The organism is Caulobacter sp. LARHSG274 (assembly GCF_052871235.1).
Window position 1 is genome coordinate 12,215 of record NZ_JBIXJO010000001.1, and the last position, 17,800, is coordinate 30,014.

Sequence of the window (17,800 nt, forward strand, 5' to 3'; positions counted from 1 at the left end):
GCGTGTCCGTCGCGTTCGGCCCCGACGAGCTTCGCTTCCGGGACGAGGTGCGCGCCTTCCTGGACGCCCACCTGTCCGCCGAACTCCGGCGCGGGGCGGCCCTGACGCCGGGGGTGTTCGCCGAACCCGACATCGCCCGGCCCTGGCAGGCGATCCTCGAGGCGCGCGGATGGCTGGTCTATCACTGGCCGGTCTCCGCCGGCGGACCGGGCTGGTCGCGGGTCAAGCGCTGGATCTTCGAGAAGGAATGCGCCGAGGCCGGCGCGCCGGTCCTGCCGGGCATGGGCCTGAAACTGGTCGGACCGGTCCTCTACAGCTTCGGCGACGAGGCGCAAAAGGCCGAGCATTTGCCCCGGCTGCGCTCGGGCGAGGATTTCTGGGCCCAGGGCTTTTCGGAGCCGGGTTCGGGTTCGGACCTGGCCTCCCTCCGGACCAAGGCCGTGCGCGACGGCGACGACTATGTGGTCACCGGCCAGAAGATCTGGACCACCCAGGCCCAGCACGCCAACCGCTTGTTCGCCCTGGTGCGCACCGACCCCGACGCCAAGCCGCAGGCCGGCATCAGCTTCCTGCTGATCGACATGGCCTCGCCCGGGGTCGCCGTGCGCCCCATTCTCAGCGCGTCGGGCGACCACGAGCTGAACGAGGTCTTCCTCGACGGGGTCAGGGTCCCGGTCGCCAACCGCGTCGGCGAGGAAGGCCAGGGCTGGACGATCGCCAAATTCCTGCTGGAGAACGAGCGGGGCGGTTCGTCCTTCGGTCCGGGCCTGGTCGCCGACCTGCGCCGGCTGATCGAAGCGACGGGGCCGCTGCAGGGCGAACTGGCCACCCGCGCCGTCAGGCTGTCGCTTGAGGCCAGCGCGCTGGAAATGACCGAGCTGCGCACCGCGATCGAACTGGACGCCGGCGGGCCGCCGGCGCGGCGCAGCCTGATCACCAAGCTGGTCGCGTCCGAAATCCGCCAAGGCATCGACGAGCTGGCGGTGGACGCCTTCGGCCCCGCCGGCCTGCAGCTGCCCGTCGAGAGACCCTTCTACGGGTCCGATATGCCCCCGCCGATCGGCCCGCAGGCCGCCCAGCCCGCGGCGGCCCGATACCTCAACAGCCGCGCCTGGACGATCTTCGGCGGCACCAGCGAGATCCAGCTGACCCTCATCGCCAAGGCCGCCGTCGGCCTCTGACTCCCAAGGACCGTCCATGCCCGAAGCCTATATCGTCTCCGCCCGCCGCACCGCCGCCGGCCGCCGCAACGGCCGCCTGGCCGGCTGGCATCCCGCCGACCTGGGCGCGGCCGTCCTCAACGCCCTGGTCGCCGAAAGCGGGGTCGATCCCGCCGCCATCGACGACGTGATCATCGGCTGCGTCAGCCAGGTCGGCGAGCAGACCTTCGCTCTGGGCCGCAACGTCGTCCTGGCGTCGCAGCTGCCCGACAGCGTCCCGGCCGTGACGATCGATCGGCAGTGCGGCTCGTCGCAACAGGCGCTGCATTTCGCGGCCCAGGCGGTGATGTCGGGCACGCAGGACCTGGTCATCGCCGGCGGGGTGGAGAGCATGAGTCGCGTGCCGATGGGCTCGCCCCTGACCCTGGCCAGGGCCGCCGGCCTCGGCGAAGGTCCCTTCGCCAGGAGCATCCAGGACCGCTACGGCGTGCCGGAGTTCAGCCAGTTCGTTGGCGCCCAGATGATCGCCGACAAGTACGGCTTCGACCGCGAGGCCATGGACCGTTTTGCGCTGAACAGCCATCTCAAGGCCGCCGCCGCCACGCAGGCCGGCGCCTTCACCGCCGAGATCGTGCCGCTGGAGGTCGTCACGCCGGACGGCCCGATGATCCACGATCGCGACGAAGGCGTCCGGGCCAACTCGACGCTGGAGTCGATCGGTTCGGTCAAGCTGCTGACCGAGACGGGGTCGCTCAGCGCCGCAACGGCCAGCCAGATCGCCGACGGCGCCTCGGGCGCGCTGGTCGCCTCGGCAAAGGCGGTCAAGGACCACGGCCTGACGCCGATCGCGCGGATCGTCAACCTGACGGTCACGGCCGGCGATCCGGTCATCATGCTGGAGGAGCCGATCCCGGCCACCCGCCGAGCCCTGGCGCGCGCGGGCCTGAAGCTGGACGACATCGACCTGTTCGAGGTCAACGAGGCCTTCGCCTCCATCCCTATGGCCTGGCTAAGGGCGCTGGACGCCGACCCCGCCAGGCTGAACGTCAACGGCGGCGCGATCGCCCTCGGCCACCCCCTGGGCGCCACGGGCACCAAGCTGATGGCCACCCTGATCCACGCCCTGCACGCGCGCGGCGGCCGCTATGGCCTGCAGACCATGTGCGAAGGCGGCGGCATCGCCAACGCCACGATCATCGAGCGGCTCTGACCGTGACGCTCGAGCCCACCGAGGAACAGGCGCTGCTGCGCGACATGGTCAGCCGCTTCCTGGCCGATCGCGTCCCGCCCGAAGCCGCCGGCCGCGAGTCGCTGCCGATGGCCGACTGGCGCGCCCTTGGCGCGCTGGGCGTCCTGGCCCTGGCCGTGCCCGAGGCGGCCGGCGGTCTCGGCGGCGGACCGCAGGAGGTCGCGATCGTGGCCGAGACCCTTGGGCGAGCGGCGGCGATGACCCCGATGGCCGAATGCGCCGTGCTCTGCGCCGTCCTGATCGCCGAGAGCGGCGATGACGCCCAGCGCTCGGCCTGGATCGACGCCCTGATGTCCGGGGAAAAGATCGTCGCCTATGTCGGCCAGGGCGAAGGTCTCGGCGAACTGAGCGTGGAGCGCTCGGGCGACGACTGGGTCTTGGCCGGCGAACGACTCCTGGTGCGCCACGGCGCGGCCGCCGACGCCTTCGTCGTGGCCTTCGACGATGCTCCGAACCTGTTGCTGGTGGAGGCCGGCACGCCGGGCGTCGCCACGGTCCCGTACCGGCTGGCTGATGGCGAGCGAGCCGCCGTCGTGCGTTTCGAGGGGGTCAAGGTTCCCTCCTCCGCACGCCTATCGATGAGCACCGAGCCGCGACGACGCGCCCTCGCCCTGGCCCAGCTGGCGATCGTGGCCGAGATGGTCGGGCTGATGCAGACCCTCTACGAGGCCACGGTCGAGCACGTCCGCCAGCGCCGACAGTTCGGCGTGGCGATCGGCTCATTCCAGGTGATCCAGCACCGGGTGGCGCGGCTGTTCGTGCTGCTCGAACAGTCCCGCTCCATGCTGCTGCGCGCCGTCTTCGCCGAGGATGCGAACTTCACGACCGCGGTCACGCAGGCCCGCGCCTATGTCGCCGACGCCGCCTTGCGGCTGGCCCAGGATGCGACCCAGCTGCATGGCGGCATGGGGGTGACCGAGGACCTGCTGGTCGGGCGAGGCCACCGCCGGCTCCTGGTGCTGTCGCACCTGTTCGGCGGCGCGAGCGGGGCGCGGGCGGAACTGGCGGCTTGACGGCCTGGGGCGGATCGACGTCCAGCTCCGGGATCCGAAAACCTCGTCCTTCGACAAGCTCAGGATGAGGTTTTCGACTGCTGGGCCTGCAAATGGTCCTCATCCTGAGCTTGTCGAACGACGAGGACCACGCACCGCTTTCAGCGTCGATCCAGCCGAGGTCTCCGCGAGCGGTTCGCCGCGTATCCGCGCCAGGTCGGCGTTGTAGCTGCGGGCCGCGGCCATGAAGCAGAGTCCGGCGGCAAGGCCGATCATCATCACCGCGGCGACGGCGTAGCGGATCGCCAGGTCGCCCTGGCCGAACCGGGCCTCCAGCACGTCGCTCAGCATCCCCGTCAGCCAGGGTCCCAGGCCCAGGCCGATAATGTTCACCGCCAGCAGGATGATCGCCGAGGTGAAGGCGCGCATCGAAGGCGCGACGATGGCGTGGGAAAGGGCGATGATCGGCGCGTAGTAGAAGAAGAGCAGCATCACCGCCAGGCCGCCGAACACGATCGAGATCGCGGCGGACGGGACCAGATACTGCACCAGCCCGATCGGCGTCACCGCGGCCAGGGCGTAGCCGACCATCCGCGGCCGCAGGCTGGCGTCCTGGCGTCCGAGCCGGTCCGTCAGCCAGCCGCCCGCGAAGATGCCGACCGCGCCGCCGACCCCGGTCAGCACCGCCAGGGCCGTGGCGACCTGGCCCAGGGTCAGGCCGTGCAGCCGGGTGTAGAAGGGCGCGCTCCAGCTTAAGACCACGCTCAGCACGAAATTGTTCAGCGCCCCGCCCAGCAGCATCAGCCGAAAGCTCTTCAGGCGGACCAGGATCATCAGGGCCTCGCGCCACGGCGGGGCGGGCGCGGCGGTCACCACGGGCGCCTCGTGACGCCCCCTTTGCGGCTCGCGCAAGGTCAGCAGGACGATCGGCGCCAGGACCACCCCGGCTCCGCCGATGATCCACAGGGCCGCCCGCCAGTCGACCGCCTGGGCCAGCCAGCCGCCGCACAGATAGCCCAGCATCACGCCGATCGGCAGCGACAGGCCCCACACCGCCAGGGCGGTCGCCCGCTGGCCGGGCCGATAATAGTCGGCGAGGATCGAATGGCTGGCCGGTATGCTGCCGGCCTCGCCCAGGGCCACCCCGATCCGGAAGAACACCAGCATGGCGAAGCTGGCGGCGAAGCCGCTCATCGCTGTCATCAGGCTCCAGGCCGTCAGCGAGACCACGATCAGGAGCTTGCGGTTGAACCGGTCGGCCAGGCGGGCGATCGGCACCGACAGGGTGGCGTAGAACAGGGCGAAGGCCAGGCCCGTCAGGGCGCCCAGCTGGGCGTCGGTGAGGCCGAGGTCCTTCTTGATCGGCACCTGCAGGATCGAAAGGATCGTCCGGTCCACATAGCTAAAGATCGAAACGAGCATCAGCACCACCAGCGCGACCCTGCCGCCGTTCGTCCTGCCCTCAGGGGTGCTCATGATGTCATTTCTCCCGACGAGGACGGGGCGCGCGAGCCCCGTCCTCTAGGCGACCCTACTATTGGCCAAAGCGAAGCGTGAGCGTCAGGCCGACCTGTCTCGGCGGCGCGACGCTGACGCGCTCGGTGTCGAGGAAGCCAAGGCCGCCGGCCGCCGTGACCTCGGCGCGACTGACATGGTAGAAATTGTACTGCAGGCCGTTGGTCACATACTGCTTGTCGAACAGGTTGCGCCCCCACAGGCGCAGATCCCACCCGCCGCCGGCCGAGGTGTAGGTGACCGAGCCGCTGGCGATGTTGCGCTTCTTGGTCAAGGGCACGGCGCGCTGGCCGCCGCCGGTCGGCGTCAGCTGTAACTTGCTGGCGAACTTGGTGTCGAAGTGGAAGTCCAGCGAGCCGCCGCTGGCCAGCTTGTGGCTGTAGTCGACCAGGGCGGTGAAATCGTTCCTGGGCGTGAACGGCGCGTCGTTGCCCGTGCAGTTCAGGCCGCCGGCCGTACAGCCGGTGAACTTGGCGTAGTGGGCGTCGGTATAGGCGTAGTTGACGCCCAGCGAGAAGCCCTCGGCCGGCCGCAGCACGCCTTCGAACTCGACGCCCTGGGCTCGCAGCTCGCCGGCGTTGGAATCCTGGAAGACCCCGTTCACCTGCGATCGCACCTGAAGGTTCTTGGTGTCGGCCAAGAAGGCGGCGACGTTGAGGGTGAGCAAACGCTCGAACAGATCGGCCTTCGCCCCCGCCTCATAGCTCCAGGTGGTCTGGGCCTTGAGCGGCGTGCTGGCCGCCAGCGGCGTGCGGACATTGAAGGTCCATCCGCCGCCCTGGAAGCCGCGCGAGGCCGACGCATAGAGCAGGCCGCCGGTGAAGGGCTTGTATTCGGCGATGAACCGCGGCGTCCAGCCGGCCCAGCTGTCGGTGGCGTCGCTGTTGGCCGGCAGGACCTGGTAATAGGGGCCGCCTTGGAACGGGGACGAGCCGCTGTGCTGGGTGAAGCCTGATTTCCGCTCGTAGCTGTAGCGCAGTCCGGCGGTGATCGAGAACTTGTCGGTCAGCTTGTACTTGCCTTCGACATAGGGGCCGAAGCTGCGGTTCTTGATCTGGCCTTCGAACACCTGGCCCGGCGTATAGAGCCCGCCGTTCAGGATCGAGAAAAAGAGCAGAGGGTCGGTCCCGTTGAAGCCGAAGCCGATCTTGTGGTTGAGGTCCTCGTAGCCGAAATAGACGCCGGCGATGAAGTCGAAGGAGCCGCCGAGGTCCGAGGTGAAGCGGAATTCCTGGCTGAACTGCCGCTCGTTATTGGTGTTGAAGGACGGCACGCTCATCGGGTTGGGACCGCCGTCGGCGTCTTCGTAGAGCACCGCCTTGAGCGACCTGTAGCCGGTGATCGAGGCGATGTGACCAAAGCCCAGGTCGTAGCTGGCGTTGACGACGCTGGCGAAGATCTGCCGGTCCGTCGAACCGTCGACGTCCAGCGACACCTTGTGCAGGTCGCCGCCGCCCGCGCGCTGGGCCGCGGCCGCCACGGCGCCGTCGCCGATCAGGGCCGGCCCGTCGCCATAGCCGCCGCGGTCCAGGTAGGACACGCTGGCCACGACATCCAGGCGGTCGTTGGGACGCCAGCGGAGCGAACCGCGAACCGACGCCACCTTGTTGTCGGCCAGGTCATGGCCGGTGACCAGGTTGTGCTGATAGCCCTCGACCCGCTTGACGCTGGCCGCCAGGCGGCCGGCCAGGGTCTCGGAGATCGGGAAATTGACGTAGCCGTCGGTTTCAACGCCGGTGCTGCCGCCCTCGAACGCCGACGCGGTCGTGGTGACCCGGCCCGAATAGTCACCGAGCACCGGCGTATTGTTGGTGATCTGCAGCGCGCCGCCGACGGCGTTGCGGCCGAAGGTGGTGCCCTGCGGCCCCCGCAGCACCGAAATCTGCGAGACGTCGAACATGTTGGCGTCGAAGGAGGCCAGCGTGCCGTAATAGATGTCGTCGATATAGACCCCGGTCGGGTTCTCCAGGCCCGGGGAGTCGTTGATCGTCCCCTGCCCCCGGATCTGGACGGTGATCACCGAGGTGCCCTTGACCGGCACGAAGTTGGGACCCGGCGCGATCTTCACGACCTCGGCGAAGTTGTCGATCTTGCGGGCCTGGATAGCCTTTTCATTGAGCGCGCTGACGGCGATCGGCACGTCCTGCAGGCGTTCGGAACGACGGGTCGCGGTGACGATGATGTCGTCGAGCGTGGTGCTGTCCTTGGCGGCCGGAGCGGGCGACGGCGCGGCGGCCGGCGGCGCCGCGGTCTGGGCCAGGGCTGGCGCCGCCAGGGCCGCAAGCGATCCCCCCGCCAACAATCCCAGGAGTTTCTGCGAACGCGTGTTCCTGAACATGATGGTTTCCCTCCTTGGGGCGCGTCGAGCTTGTGGTCGCCGATCTCGCCCTTGATGTTGATGATTACGCTTGTTTGACTGTCAGCTGGCTCCCGCCGCCTGAGCTTCGCGCCACGCCGCCGCGACGAGCGGCTTGATGCGCGTGATGATTTCCACCGCCTTGGCGTCGGTCTGGACGCCGTCCCGGGCCCGGCCGGCGATGCCCTGGAGGATCGCGGCGACGCGGAACAGGTTGAAGGCGCGGTAGAAGGGGTGGATCGGGTCGACGTCGAAGCCCGTCCGGTCGCGATAGCGCGCGGCGTAGTCCTCGGCGCTGGGAATGCCGAGCGCCGCCAGGTCCGCGCCGGCCAGCGTTCCGCGCACGTCGACCCCGGCGGGCCGGAACCATTCCATCATGTGATAGGTCAGGTCGCCCACCGGGTTGCCGATCGTCGACAGCTCCCAGTCCAGCACCGCCACCACCCGCGGCTCGGTCGGATGGACGATCAGGTTGTGGAACGAATAGTCGCCATGGATGATCGTGCTGCGGTCGCCGTCGTCGGGGACGGCGCCGGGCAGCCATTCGATCAGGCGATCCATCTGCGGCAGGTCGGTGGTGCGCGAGGCCTCGTACTGGCGCGACCAGCGCGAGATCTGGCGGGCGAAATAGTTTCCCGGCCGGCCGAAATCGTCCAGGCCCAGGGCGGCGTAGTCGACGCGGTGCAGCTGGGCCAGGGTGGCGTTGGCGGAATCGTAGATCGCGGCCCGGTCGTCGCGCGAAAGATCGGGCATCTGCGGATCCCAGAACACCCGGCCGGGCACATGCCGCATCACATAGAAGATGCTGCCGATGACCTCCTCGTCCTCGCACAGGACCAGGGGCTCGGGGACCGGCAGCCCGGCCTCGAACAGGGCCCGCGTCACCCGGAATTCGCGGTCGACCGCATGGGCGGACTTCAGCAACACCCCGGCCGGCTTGCGCCGCAGCACGTAGCGGTGGTCGGAGGTGATCAGCAGATAGGTCGGGTTGGACTGTCCGCCCTCGAACTGTTCGACGACGAGCGGCCCGCGGAAGCCGGGCACGTGCGCCTCCAGGTACCGCGTCAGGCGCGTCTGGTCGAACTGGGTTCCCTCGGCCACCGCGCGGGTGGAGCCCAGATAGGCGGCGGGCTGGGCGGCGCTCACGAGGCGACCGCCGTGCGGTACTTGTCCAGTTCCATGCGCGCCAGCTGGCGCTCGTGAACCTCGTCGGGACCGTCGGTCAGGCGGACGATGCGGGTGTTGGCCCACATCTCGGCCAGGCCGAAATCGTCGCTGACCCCGCCCCCGCCATGGGCCTGGATGGCGTCGTCGACGATCTGCTGGGCCATCCGGGGCGCGGCGATCTTGATCATCGCGATCTCGGCGCGCGCCTCCTTGTTGCCGACCGTGTCCATCCGGTGGGCGGCCTTGAGGCACAGCAGCCGGGCCATCTCGATCTCGCAGCGGGCGCGGGCGATCCTCTGCTCCCAGACCGAGTGCTCGCCGATGGCCTTGCCGAAGGTCCGGCGCTCGACCAGGCGCCGGCACATCTTCTCCAGCGCCGTCTCCATCGTGGCGATGTTGCGCATGGTGTGATGGATGCGGCCCGGCCCCAGCCGCCCCTGGGCGATCTCGAACCCGCGCCCCTCGCCCAGCAGCATGTTCTCGGCCGGGACCCGCACGTCTTCGAGCCGCACCTCGAAATGGCCGTGCGGTGCGTGATCGTAGCCGAACACCGGCAGGTGCCGCACCAAGGTGACGCCGGGGGCGTCGCGCGGCACGATGATCATCGACTGCTGGCGGTAGGCCGGCGCGTCCGGATCAGTCTTGCCCATCAGGATGAAGAAGGCGCAGCGCGGATGGCCCGCACCCGACGACCACCACTTGCGGCCGTTGATCACATAGTCGTCGCCGTCGCGCCGGATCGAGGTCTGGATGTTGCGCGCATCCGACGAGGCCACGTCCGGCTCGGTCATCAGGAAGGCCGAACGGGTCTCGCCGTCCCGCAACGGAACCATGAACCGCCGCTTCTGGTCCGGCGTGCCGTAGCGGTGCAGGACCTCGAAATTGCCGGTGTCGGGCGCCATGCAATTGAAGACTTCAGCGGCGATGTAGATGCGCCCCATCGTCTCGGCGATCGGCGCGTATTCGAGGTTGGTCAGGCCGACGCTGGTGAAGAACGCGTCGTCATGGTCCGACGGCGGCATGAACAGGTTCCACAGGCCGGCGGCCTTGGCCTTGGCCTTGAGCTCGTCGAACACCGGCGGGATTTCGCGCCAGCGATCCAGGGCGGCGCATTGCTGGTGATAGGTCGGAAGGGCGGGGGCGATGTGATCGTCCATGAACGACCGCACCCGCTCCATCCACTCGCGCGACCTGGCTGATTGCTCGAAATCCATAAGCGCCCCTTCCGGCCACGTTTCGTCCCGTCGGCCGGATCTTTTTTGTCGCGAAACACTCGACCGTCCGGTTGGTCGCTTAGATGGCTACCCGACCGACCGGTCGGCTGTCAAACTGGTCAGCCAACTTTTTTTGCGCTTGACGCCCGACCAGTCGGTCGAACATGACAGGGGCAAGGAGAGAAACGATGACAACAAGTCCGCTAATGGACGTGGCGCTGCTCCAGGGGTTCGCGCCCTACACCCTGGCGGGCTATGCCGGGTTCCGGCAGGTGATCGACACGGACGGCGCGGTGCCGGCCCGGCTCAAGGCCCTGTTCGCGGCCGTCGCCGCCGTCGATCGCCGCTACGAGGCGCTGGCGCTGCGTGAGCTGGGCCGGGGACGCGACCTGGGCCTGACCGTCAAGGAGGCGGTCGCGGGCCTCATCGTCCTCAGCAGCCTGCGCGGCGAAGGCGCGGCCCTGGAATTCGCCGGCGTCATCCAGGCGGTGTTCGGAGACGCCGAAGCCCCGCCCGCCCAGCCGTTGCCGACGGCGGCCGACGGCGAGGCGATCGCCAATTTCACCGCCTATTTCGGGACCATTCCCGCGCCCCTGCGCCAATTGCTGCGCCTCAGCCCGCAGGCGGCCGACGCCTATTATCTGATGCGGCGCGGCAGCCTCGACGCCAATCCCCTCAGCCCCAAGCACGGCGAACTGCTGCTGCTGGCCATCCTGGCCGCCGGTTACAGCCCGATGGCCCTCACCCACGTTCGCGGCGCGCGCAACGCCGGCGCCACCGACGCGGAGATCGCCGAGGCCGTCCTCTGCGCGGTGCCCTCCGCCGGGATCGCCGCCTGGATGGGCGTTGGCGCCATGCTCGCGCCGCCCGACGCCCAGGCGACCTGAAAACCACCACCACTTTCACAAGGAGATCACGATGGAACTCGAACAGGACGTCATCCAGTACGAACTGGCGGACAACGGCCTGGCCACGATCTGGCTGAACCGCCCCCACAAGCGCAACTGCGTCAGCCCCCAGCTGCTGCGCGACCTGGAAGCCGCCGTCGACAAGGTCGCCGCCGAGCCCAAGGCCCTGGCGGTCGTCTTCCGCGGCCGCGGCAACACCTTCTGCTCGGGTGCGGACCTGGACCAGCTGGTCGGGCCGGTGCTGCACGAGACCAGCACCTCGCTGCAGCTGGCGATCGATTCGGCCCGCACCTACGACAAGATCTTCAACATGCGTAAGCCGACGATCGCGGCGGTCGAGGGTTACGCCGTCGCCGGCGGCTTCGAGCTGATGATCAGCTGCGACTTCGCCCTGGCCGCCTCGGAAGCCAAGATCGGCGACTTCCACATCCGCCGCGCCCTGTTCGGCGGCGCCGGCCCGATCTATCGCCTGCCGCGCTATATCGGCATGCGCAAGGCCAAGGAGCTGATGCTGACGGGCAAGCTGCTGTCGGGCGACGAATGCGCCGAATGGGGCCTGTGCAACGCCTCGGCCCCGGCCGACAAGTTCGACGCCCTGATCGCCGAGTTCTGCCAGCCCTTCCTCGACCTCAGCCCGTTCTGCATGTGGATGACCAAGATGGCGGTCAATCGCGGGCTGGACGCCGACACCAACTCCCTGATTACCCTGGAGACCATGACCTGCAACGTCGTTCACCACTCGGCCGATGCGCGCGAAGGCGTCAGCGCCTTCCTTGAGAAGCGCAAGCCGGTCTGGACGGGCGCTTAACCATGGCCGTCAGCATGGTCGTCCTGGCCAGCCGGCCGCCGGACATGACGCACGAGCAGTTCACGGCCTGGTGGCGCGGCCCCCACGCCGCGGCGGCCCGCGTCCTGCCCGGCCTCCAGGCCTACCGGCATGGCGCGGTGACGCGGGACTACGACAGTCCCGACGCGCCGGCCTGGGACGGCCATGCGGTGCTGACCTTCGCCGACCAGGCGGGGCTCGACGCCGCCCTCGCCTCTCCCGAATGGGCCGCGGCCACCCGCCAGACCAAGGGCATGGGCGGCAAGCGGATCATCGTCGTCACCGAGGAAGTCGACCTGCTGGCGGGGGCCGCCGATGGCTGAGGAGACGCCCGGCTTCGTCAACCAGCTGTTCCGCCTGGACGGCAAGCGGGCCCTGATCACCGGCGGCCGCGGCGCCCTGGCAGAGGCCATGGCCGCGACCCTGGCCGACCTCGGCTGTTCGGTCGCCCTGGCCTCGCGCAACGCCGCCGACTGCGCCGAGACCGCCCAGCGGATCGCCGACCGCTTCGGCGTCCAGGCCTTCGGCCTGGCCTGCGACGTCACCGACGAGGATTCGGTGGAGGCGGCGGTGGCCGAGACCGTTGCGCGGCTCGGCGGGCTGGACATCCTGGTCAACAACGCCGGCGCCTCCTGGTGGGGCTTGCCGCAGGACATACCGCTGAAGGGCTGGAAGAAGGTGATGGAGGTCAATGTCACCGGCGCCTTCCTGGCCAGCCGCCATACGGCGCGTCACATGATCGAGCACGGCGGCGGCGCGATCATCAACATCGCCTCGGTCGGCGCCTTCCTGTCCTACCGCCCGGAGGCTGGTCGGGTGGTGCCGTACACCACCTCCAAGGCCGCCGTCGTCCACCTGACCAGCGACCTGGCCGCCCAGTGGGCCGGGCACGGAATCAGAGTGAACGCCATCGCGCCCGGCTCGATCGAGACCGGCATGACCCAGACCCTGGACGCCGACATCCAGGAGAAGACCAAGGCCGGCATCCTGCTGGGCCGGTTCGGCGCGCCGCTCGAGGTCTGCGGCGTGCTGGCCCTGCTGGCCTCCGGCGCCGGCAGCTTCATCACCGGCCAGACCTATCTCGTCGATGGAGGACAGTCCCTTGCCTGAGCTTCCGCTTCCGGACGGATCGGGCGTCCTGTCATGGACCCAAGCGCGGCTCTGGCCGCAATTCCAGACCCACTGGCGAGCCGACCCTCGCGCTGCGGCCCTGGTCGACTGCGACGACCGTGTCTGGTCCAGGGCCGAGCTGGCCGGCCTGGCCGACCGCCTCGCCGCCGAGCTTCGCGCTCGCGGCGTGGGGCGGGGCGACCGTGTGCTGGTCGCCGGTTACAAGACGGCCGGAACCCTTGCCGCGGCCCTGGCGGTCTCCGCGCTCGAAGGCGTGTTCTGTCCCTATTCCCCGAAGTTGGGTCCGGCGGAACTGGCGGCGCTGGAAGCCGCGCTCGGCCACGCCGCCAAGGTGGTCTGCGCCCAGGCCGACACGTGGGAGATCATGCCGAGCGCCTCAGAGCGCTCCGAGGATCCTCGCGACGCGATCGCCGTGCTGATCGGCTTCACCTCCGGATCGACCGGGACGCCCAAAGGAGTCATGCACGGCGCGGGGGCCTTGAACTATGCGACCCGCGCCTGCGCCGCGATCGCCCGTCTGGCGCCGGACGACGCCCTGCTCGGCATCGTGCCGCTGGACAGCGCGCCGGGCTTCACCTTCACCGCCCACTTCGCACTGTCGCAGGGGCGGCGGCTGGTCTTCGTCGATCCCTGGGATCCGGTCCAGGCCATGGCCCGCGCCGAACGTTTCGGCTGCGGCTGGGCGATCGCGGTGCCGACCCACCTGTTCACCATGGTCGAGGCGGCGCGCCAGGGCCTCTGGACCGGCCGCCTGCCGCTGAAGGCCATGGCGGTGGGCGGCAGCGCGATGACCGCCGAACTGATCGCCGACGCCGACACGCTCCTGGGGATCAAGGCGCTGCGGATGTTCGGCATGTCCGAATGCATGGGTCACTGCTCGACCTGGCCGGGACATCCCCTCGACCGCCGCCAGGCCTACGACGGATGGCCCTTCCCCGGCACGGCGGAGGAGGCGTTCGACGCCCAACTGGTCGCCCTGCCGCGCGGCGAGCGCGGCCAGGCCGGCGTCCGAGGGCCATCGCTGTTCCTCGGCTACGCCCAGGGCATGGGCGCGGGCCAGGAGCGCATGACCCCGGACGGGTTCTACCTGACGGGCGACGAGATCGTCCGCGACGACGAGGGCTTCGTCCGCGTCGTCGGCCGCATCAAGGACCAGATCATCCGCGGCGGCTTCAACATCGACCCCGCCGAGATCGAGGCCGCCCTGCTCAGGCACCCGGCGATCGCCGAGGTCGCCGTGGTCGCCGTGCCCGAAGCCAAGCTCGGTGAACAGGCCTGCGCCGTCTGCCGGCTGCGTCCTGGGTTCCCGTCACTGCAGTTGTCCGCTCTCCTCGACCACATGGCGGCCAGCGGGATCTCGCGCAAGAAATGGCCAGAACATCTGGTGCTGGTCGAGGCCATGGCCCTTACGCCGACCGGCAAGCTCGATAAAAAGACCATGGCCGCACGCGCCACGGAAGAAGTACAGCGTCGGCGTCGGAGCGCCGCCTGACCTCCGAGAAACGCAGCGGGCTCTAAACCTCCTCGACAGATCGTGTTACGCCAGAAGCTGCCGTTGGCTCAGCGCCAGGAACTGGACGTTCAGGCCATCGGCCTACGGGCGAGGTCGACCCTGAGCGGAGGTCGGATCCCTATTCCTTTGGGTGTTCAGACCGGGGACATCCGTGACAGGTGTTCGGAGACATCCGTGACACATTTTCCGATCTCGAAGGGAGGTCGGAGACGCCGTTCGGTTGGCGACCGGAGCCGAGAACGGCAGGTTCCGCCCTTGGCCGCGACCGGGCGGGGCGCGTCTGACGCCATGCCGACGGTCTTCGTGCGCGAAGCCCAATTGGAGGTCGATCCGCCGGCGGCGATTGTGTCCCGACTCCATGGTTTGACCCCGCCGAGGTCCGACTGCTGAGCGGCGGCGTCCGCCAAGTCGCCGCGGCTTTGACGTTTTCTGTAGCCACGGTCTGCACGCATTTGCGCGAACTATTCGCCAAGACCGGCGCTGCGCGGCAAGCCGATCTGGTGCGGCTGGTGGCAAGTCATCAATCGCCGATCGTGAACATTGAAGGCTCTGACGATCGGGTGGACCGACCGAAGGCCAGCGCCCAAATCGGCTAACCGGCGAGTGGCCCGAGCGCCTTATCGCCACGCCTGCACACCTAGGTTCCCTACCTAGGGTTCTCCCTAATTATGTGACGCAAGCGCTGGGACTAGCCTCTGAATATTGCCCGTCCGAGGAGTTCTTCGATGACCGCCGTCTCCCTGAGCGCCCAGGCTTCCGTCGGCGGCGGTCGCTCCGGCCCCGCCCCGGACGATCACGTGGTCAAGCCCGGCGAGACCCTGTCGGGCATCGCGGCCGAGCGCGGGGTGTCGCTCGATGCGCTGATCCGCGCCAACCCGCAGATCGTCAATCCGAATCTCATCCGCCCGGGCCAGACCATCACCCTACCGCCAGGCGGCGAGACCCGATCCTACGCCGCGCGCGACGGCGACACCCTGTCGAAGATCGGCGCGCAATTCGGGGTTTCCTGGCAGGCGATCGCGGAGGCCAATCATCTGGCCGACCCCGACCGGATCCGCATCGGCCAGGATCTGCGAATTCCCGCCCGCGACGGCGATCCCGCCGCGACCAGGCCCGTCTCGACCGTGGTCCAGGCCAGCGCGACTCGCCCGGCTGCCGGCGCCCTGCCCGAGACCGCCGGCCTGAGCGCGCGCCAGAAGTTCGACCTCTATGCCGGCTATGTGAACGCCCACGGCGACGCCGCGGCGAAGGCCGACCTGGCTGCGGGACGGCAGTTGATCCTGGGCCTGCGCGACGACACCGCCGTCAACGCCAACAACGGCAAGGGCGTTTATGACGACCGGATCGTGGTGCTGCAGGCCAACAGCTCCGGCGGCGCGGTCCGTGAGTTCTCGGCCAATACCGAGCCCTCCAGCCAATACGACGGCCGCTACGGCGAAGACTTCAACGGCGATGGCCGTCGGGAACTCGGCCGGATGGCCGAAGGGACAATCAGCTTCCAGAAGAGCCACAGCGCCAATCTCGGCGACGTGCTGCGCCCGACCCAGGCGCTGGGCGTGCAGCGCGACACCAACCACGACGGCCGCATCGACGCCGCTGATCCGCGCGGCGCGGGGCGCAGCACCGACAACTCGTTCCTGTTTCACGCCGGCGGCGCCAGCAACACCGGCTCAGCCGGTTGCCAGACAATGCGGCCCGGCGACTACCAGGCCTTCTGGAACAGCCTGGGCGACCAGAAGACCTTCAACTATGTGCTGGTGAACGTCGATCGCCTGGATCCGCCCAGGGGTGCGACGACCCAGGCGTCGGCCGTCAGCGACGACGGCCGACGCCTGGGCGTCCTGTCCGAGCGGTACGAGACCGGCGGACGGGGACCGGGCACGGTGTCGTCGGGCCACGGCGACCCCGGCGGCGTGTCGTACGGCGTCTATCAACTGGCCGGCAATCTGGGGCGTCCGCAGCAGTTCCTGGCCGCCGAGGGCCAGGCCTGGGCGGCGGAGTTCGGCGGCTCCCGTCCCGGCTCGGCGGCGTTCACCGCCACCTGGAAAGCCATCGCCGCGCGCGAGCCCGAAAGGTTCGAAGCCGCCCAGCACGCCTATATCCAGCGCACCCACTATGCGGTGCAGGTCCAGCACGTGAAGGACGCGACCGGCCTGGATCTTTCGACGCGCTCGGCCGCCCTGAAGGACGTGGCCTGGTCGACTTCCGTGCAGCATGGGCCGCAAAGCCAGGTGATCGTACGGGCCATGGCCCGGGTGGAGGCCCAGGGCGTCAAGCCGACCGACGGCCAAGCCTATGACCGGGCGCTGATCAACGCCGTCTATGACGAGCGCGGCAAGCGCGGCGCGGACGGAACCCTGGCCTATTTCGCCAGCGCCTCGGCCGACGTGCAGGCTTCGGTCGCCAATCGCTTCGCCAGCGAACGGCGCGACGCCCTGGCGATGCTCGGCCGATGAGAACCACCGGACGCGTTTCGCGTTCTGGCCGGATGGGTCCACGCCGGCTTTCCCTCTTCGCCCTTGCGGTGGCCCTGGCCGGTTGCGAGCGCCCGGCGGCGGCGCTCGCCCCCCCGCCTGCCGCGACCGGATCCGCCCAGGCCCAGGCGGCGTCCTCGTCTGCCCCCTCTCCGGCTGGAACCTACGTGATGCGGGACGGTCGCCGCGCCGACCTGATCCTCGCGCCGAACGCGACCGGATGGCGGGTCAGCCTCAAGGGCGGGGCCAGTTCGGCCGACGGGGCCGGCGCGGCCGCCGATTGCGAACTCCAAGCCGAGGGCCCCCTGCACGGCCAGACGATCACCGCCAATGTGGTGCCGTTCGAGGGAACCGACCTTTCGGTCAGCGCCCAGGACCTGGCCGCCCGCCCCGCCCACGTGACGGTGAGCCTCGCGTCGGCCAGCGCGACCGTGGCTACTGACTTCGCCGGCTGCGGCGTCGGCGCCAACCTGTCGGGACGCTATGTCCGCGCCGACCGGGTCGCCAACACCGCCAAGACCCCGCTGAGCCCGGGAACGTCCGTCGCCGACCTCGCGGCGGCCTATCCGGACGCCCGGCTGCGGATCGTCGAAGGCTATCCCTGGGCCCGCTTCGCCCTGCGCCAGGGCGACCGGCAGGTCGCCGTTCTCACCTTCGACGGCGAGAACGAGGAACTGGCGGACGGCCGCAACAGCATGCAGGCGATCGGCGCGGTCGTCGGGTGGAGCGCCCTGAAGCCCGGCCTGCACGTCGCCAAGGTGGAGGCCGCCCCATGATCCGTCCCATAGAGCGCGTCGCCAGCGCCGACCTTTCGACCTCGACGCCCTCGACCACCGCGGCGCGGGCCGGCGTGGCGCGTCTGGCCCTGGAAGCCATGGCGACGATCACCGGCGCGGCCCTGATGGATCCGCTGCACGGCGGCGACCGGGGCGGCGTGGTCGCCCAGGCCTGGGCGGAGCACGGTCAGAGCAGCACGGCGCAGGTGGGCGGCGATCTTCGCACCCTGGCGGCCCAGAGCGGCCAGACCGTCGCCGGCCGCCTGTCGGCCACCTCGCCGGTCGACGCGGGGCGGATCGAGCGCGTGCTCGCCGACTTCGCCCGCGAACTGCGGACCCAGGCCGTCGACAAGCCCCACATGACGCCGGCCGCCCTCGTCGAGCCGCTGATGCGCGCCATCGCCGCCGGCCTGCAACGCGAACCCGCTCCGGGCGCGGCGCAGGCCGACGCGGTCGAACAGTTCGTCCGCATCATCGACGGCGCGACCCAGGAGCTGCGCGGCGGGGCCTAGCGGCCCG

15 protein-coding genes are annotated in these 17,800 nt (G+C 69.6%); 11 read left to right on the plus strand and 4 right to left on the minus strand.

The genetic code is table 11. The features are described 5' to 3' along the window. The first annotated feature begins 2 nt into the window (after positions 1 to 2). The 3 genes from ACIPQB_RS00080 to ACIPQB_RS00090 are packed head-to-tail and all read left to right on the plus strand — an operon-like array spanning position 3 to position 3,422. On the plus strand, positions 3 to 1,181 hold the full coding sequence (locus tag ACIPQB_RS00080; RefSeq protein ID WP_446483150.1) for an acyl-CoA dehydrogenase family protein: 1,179 nt from the start codon (positions 3 to 5) through the stop codon (positions 1,179 to 1,181). A 16-nt stretch (positions 1,182 to 1,197) separates the two neighbouring features. Then, positions 1,198 to 2,370 (plus strand): acetyl-CoA C-acetyltransferase, encoded by a 1,173-nt coding sequence (locus tag ACIPQB_RS00085; protein ID WP_446483151.1) that lies wholly within the window; start codon positions 1,198 to 1,200, stop codon positions 2,368 to 2,370. Between the two features lie 2 nt (positions 2,371 to 2,372). Then, positions 2,373 to 3,422, plus strand: a complete 1,050-nt coding sequence (locus tag ACIPQB_RS00090) for an acyl-CoA dehydrogenase family protein (protein WP_446483152.1) — start codon at positions 2,373 to 2,375, stop codon at positions 3,420 to 3,422. Between the two features lie 99 nt (positions 3,423 to 3,521). Here ACIPQB_RS00090 and ACIPQB_RS00095 read toward each other — a convergent pair whose 3' ends face one another. The 4 genes from ACIPQB_RS00095 to ACIPQB_RS00110 all read right to left on the minus strand — a co-directional run bounded on the left by ACIPQB_RS00095 (position 3,522) and on the right by ACIPQB_RS00110 (position 9,653). Next, positions 3,522 to 4,877, minus strand: coding sequence for a spinster family MFS transporter (locus tag ACIPQB_RS00095; protein WP_446483153.1), 1,356 nt, complete (start codon positions 4,875 to 4,877; stop codon positions 3,522 to 3,524). A 58-nt stretch (positions 4,878 to 4,935) separates the two neighbouring features. Then, positions 4,936 to 7,254 (minus strand): TonB-dependent receptor, encoded by a 2,319-nt coding sequence (locus ACIPQB_RS00100; protein ID WP_446483154.1) that lies wholly within the window; start codon positions 7,252 to 7,254, stop codon positions 4,936 to 4,938. Positions 7,255 to 7,335: 81 nt separating this feature from the next. Next, positions 7,336 to 8,418, minus strand: coding sequence for a phosphotransferase family protein (locus ACIPQB_RS00105; protein WP_446483155.1), 1,083 nt, complete (start codon positions 8,416 to 8,418; stop codon positions 7,336 to 7,338). Next, positions 8,415 to 9,653, minus strand: coding sequence for an acyl-CoA dehydrogenase family protein (locus ACIPQB_RS00110; RefSeq protein WP_446483156.1), 1,239 nt, complete (start codon positions 9,651 to 9,653; stop codon positions 8,415 to 8,417). The genes ACIPQB_RS00105 and ACIPQB_RS00110 overlap by 4 nt, the downstream gene beginning before the upstream one ends. A 188-nt stretch (positions 9,654 to 9,841) precedes the next feature. Here ACIPQB_RS00110 and ACIPQB_RS00115 point away from each other — a divergent pair, with 188 nt between their 5' ends. The 8 genes from ACIPQB_RS00115 to ACIPQB_RS00150 all read left to right on the plus strand — a co-directional run bounded on the left by ACIPQB_RS00115 (position 9,842) and on the right by ACIPQB_RS00150 (position 17,793). Continuing rightward, entirely contained in the window at positions 9,842 to 10,540 is a 699-nt protein-coding gene (locus tag ACIPQB_RS00115; RefSeq protein WP_446483157.1) for a carboxymuconolactone decarboxylase family protein, read from the plus strand. Positions 10,541 to 10,571: 31 nt separating this feature from the next. Continuing rightward, positions 10,572 to 11,369 carry an enoyl-CoA hydratase/isomerase family protein gene (locus ACIPQB_RS00120; protein WP_446483158.1) on the plus strand — a complete coding sequence of 266 codons (798 nt, stop codon included), beginning with the start codon at positions 10,572 to 10,574 and terminating at the stop codon, positions 11,367 to 11,369. Positions 11,370 to 11,371: 2 nt separating this feature from the next. Further along, positions 11,372 to 11,710: an EthD domain-containing protein gene (locus ACIPQB_RS00125; RefSeq protein WP_446483159.1), complete on the plus strand. Its 339-nt coding sequence runs from the start codon at positions 11,372 to 11,374 to the stop codon at positions 11,708 to 11,710. Then, on the plus strand, positions 11,703 to 12,497 hold the full coding sequence (locus ACIPQB_RS00130) for an SDR family NAD(P)-dependent oxidoreductase (RefSeq protein WP_446483160.1): 795 nt from the start codon (positions 11,703 to 11,705) through the stop codon (positions 12,495 to 12,497). The genes ACIPQB_RS00125 and ACIPQB_RS00130 overlap by 8 nt, the downstream gene beginning before the upstream one ends. Continuing rightward, the gene (locus ACIPQB_RS00135) at positions 12,490 to 14,010 is read left to right on the plus strand and encodes a class I adenylate-forming enzyme family protein (RefSeq protein WP_446483161.1); all 1,521 of its coding nucleotides are present in this window, start codon (positions 12,490 to 12,492) and stop codon (positions 14,008 to 14,010) included. Before ACIPQB_RS00130 ends, ACIPQB_RS00135 begins: the two co-directional genes overlap by 8 nt. A gap of 746 nt (positions 14,011 to 14,756) precedes the next feature. Continuing rightward, on the plus strand, positions 14,757 to 16,487 hold the full coding sequence (locus tag ACIPQB_RS00140; RefSeq protein WP_446483162.1) for a LysM peptidoglycan-binding domain-containing protein: 1,731 nt from the start codon (positions 14,757 to 14,759) through the stop codon (positions 16,485 to 16,487). A gap of 188 nt (positions 16,488 to 16,675) precedes the next feature. Continuing rightward, positions 16,676 to 17,281 (plus strand): hypothetical protein, encoded by a 606-nt coding sequence (locus ACIPQB_RS00145; protein WP_446483163.1) that lies wholly within the window; start codon positions 16,676 to 16,678, stop codon positions 17,279 to 17,281. Then, complete coding sequence (locus ACIPQB_RS00150; protein WP_446483164.1) at positions 17,278 to 17,793, plus strand: hypothetical protein; 516 nt, start codon at positions 17,278 to 17,280, stop codon at positions 17,791 to 17,793. Before ACIPQB_RS00145 ends, ACIPQB_RS00150 begins: the two co-directional genes overlap by 4 nt. Positions 17,794 to 17,800 lie beyond the last annotated feature (7 nt).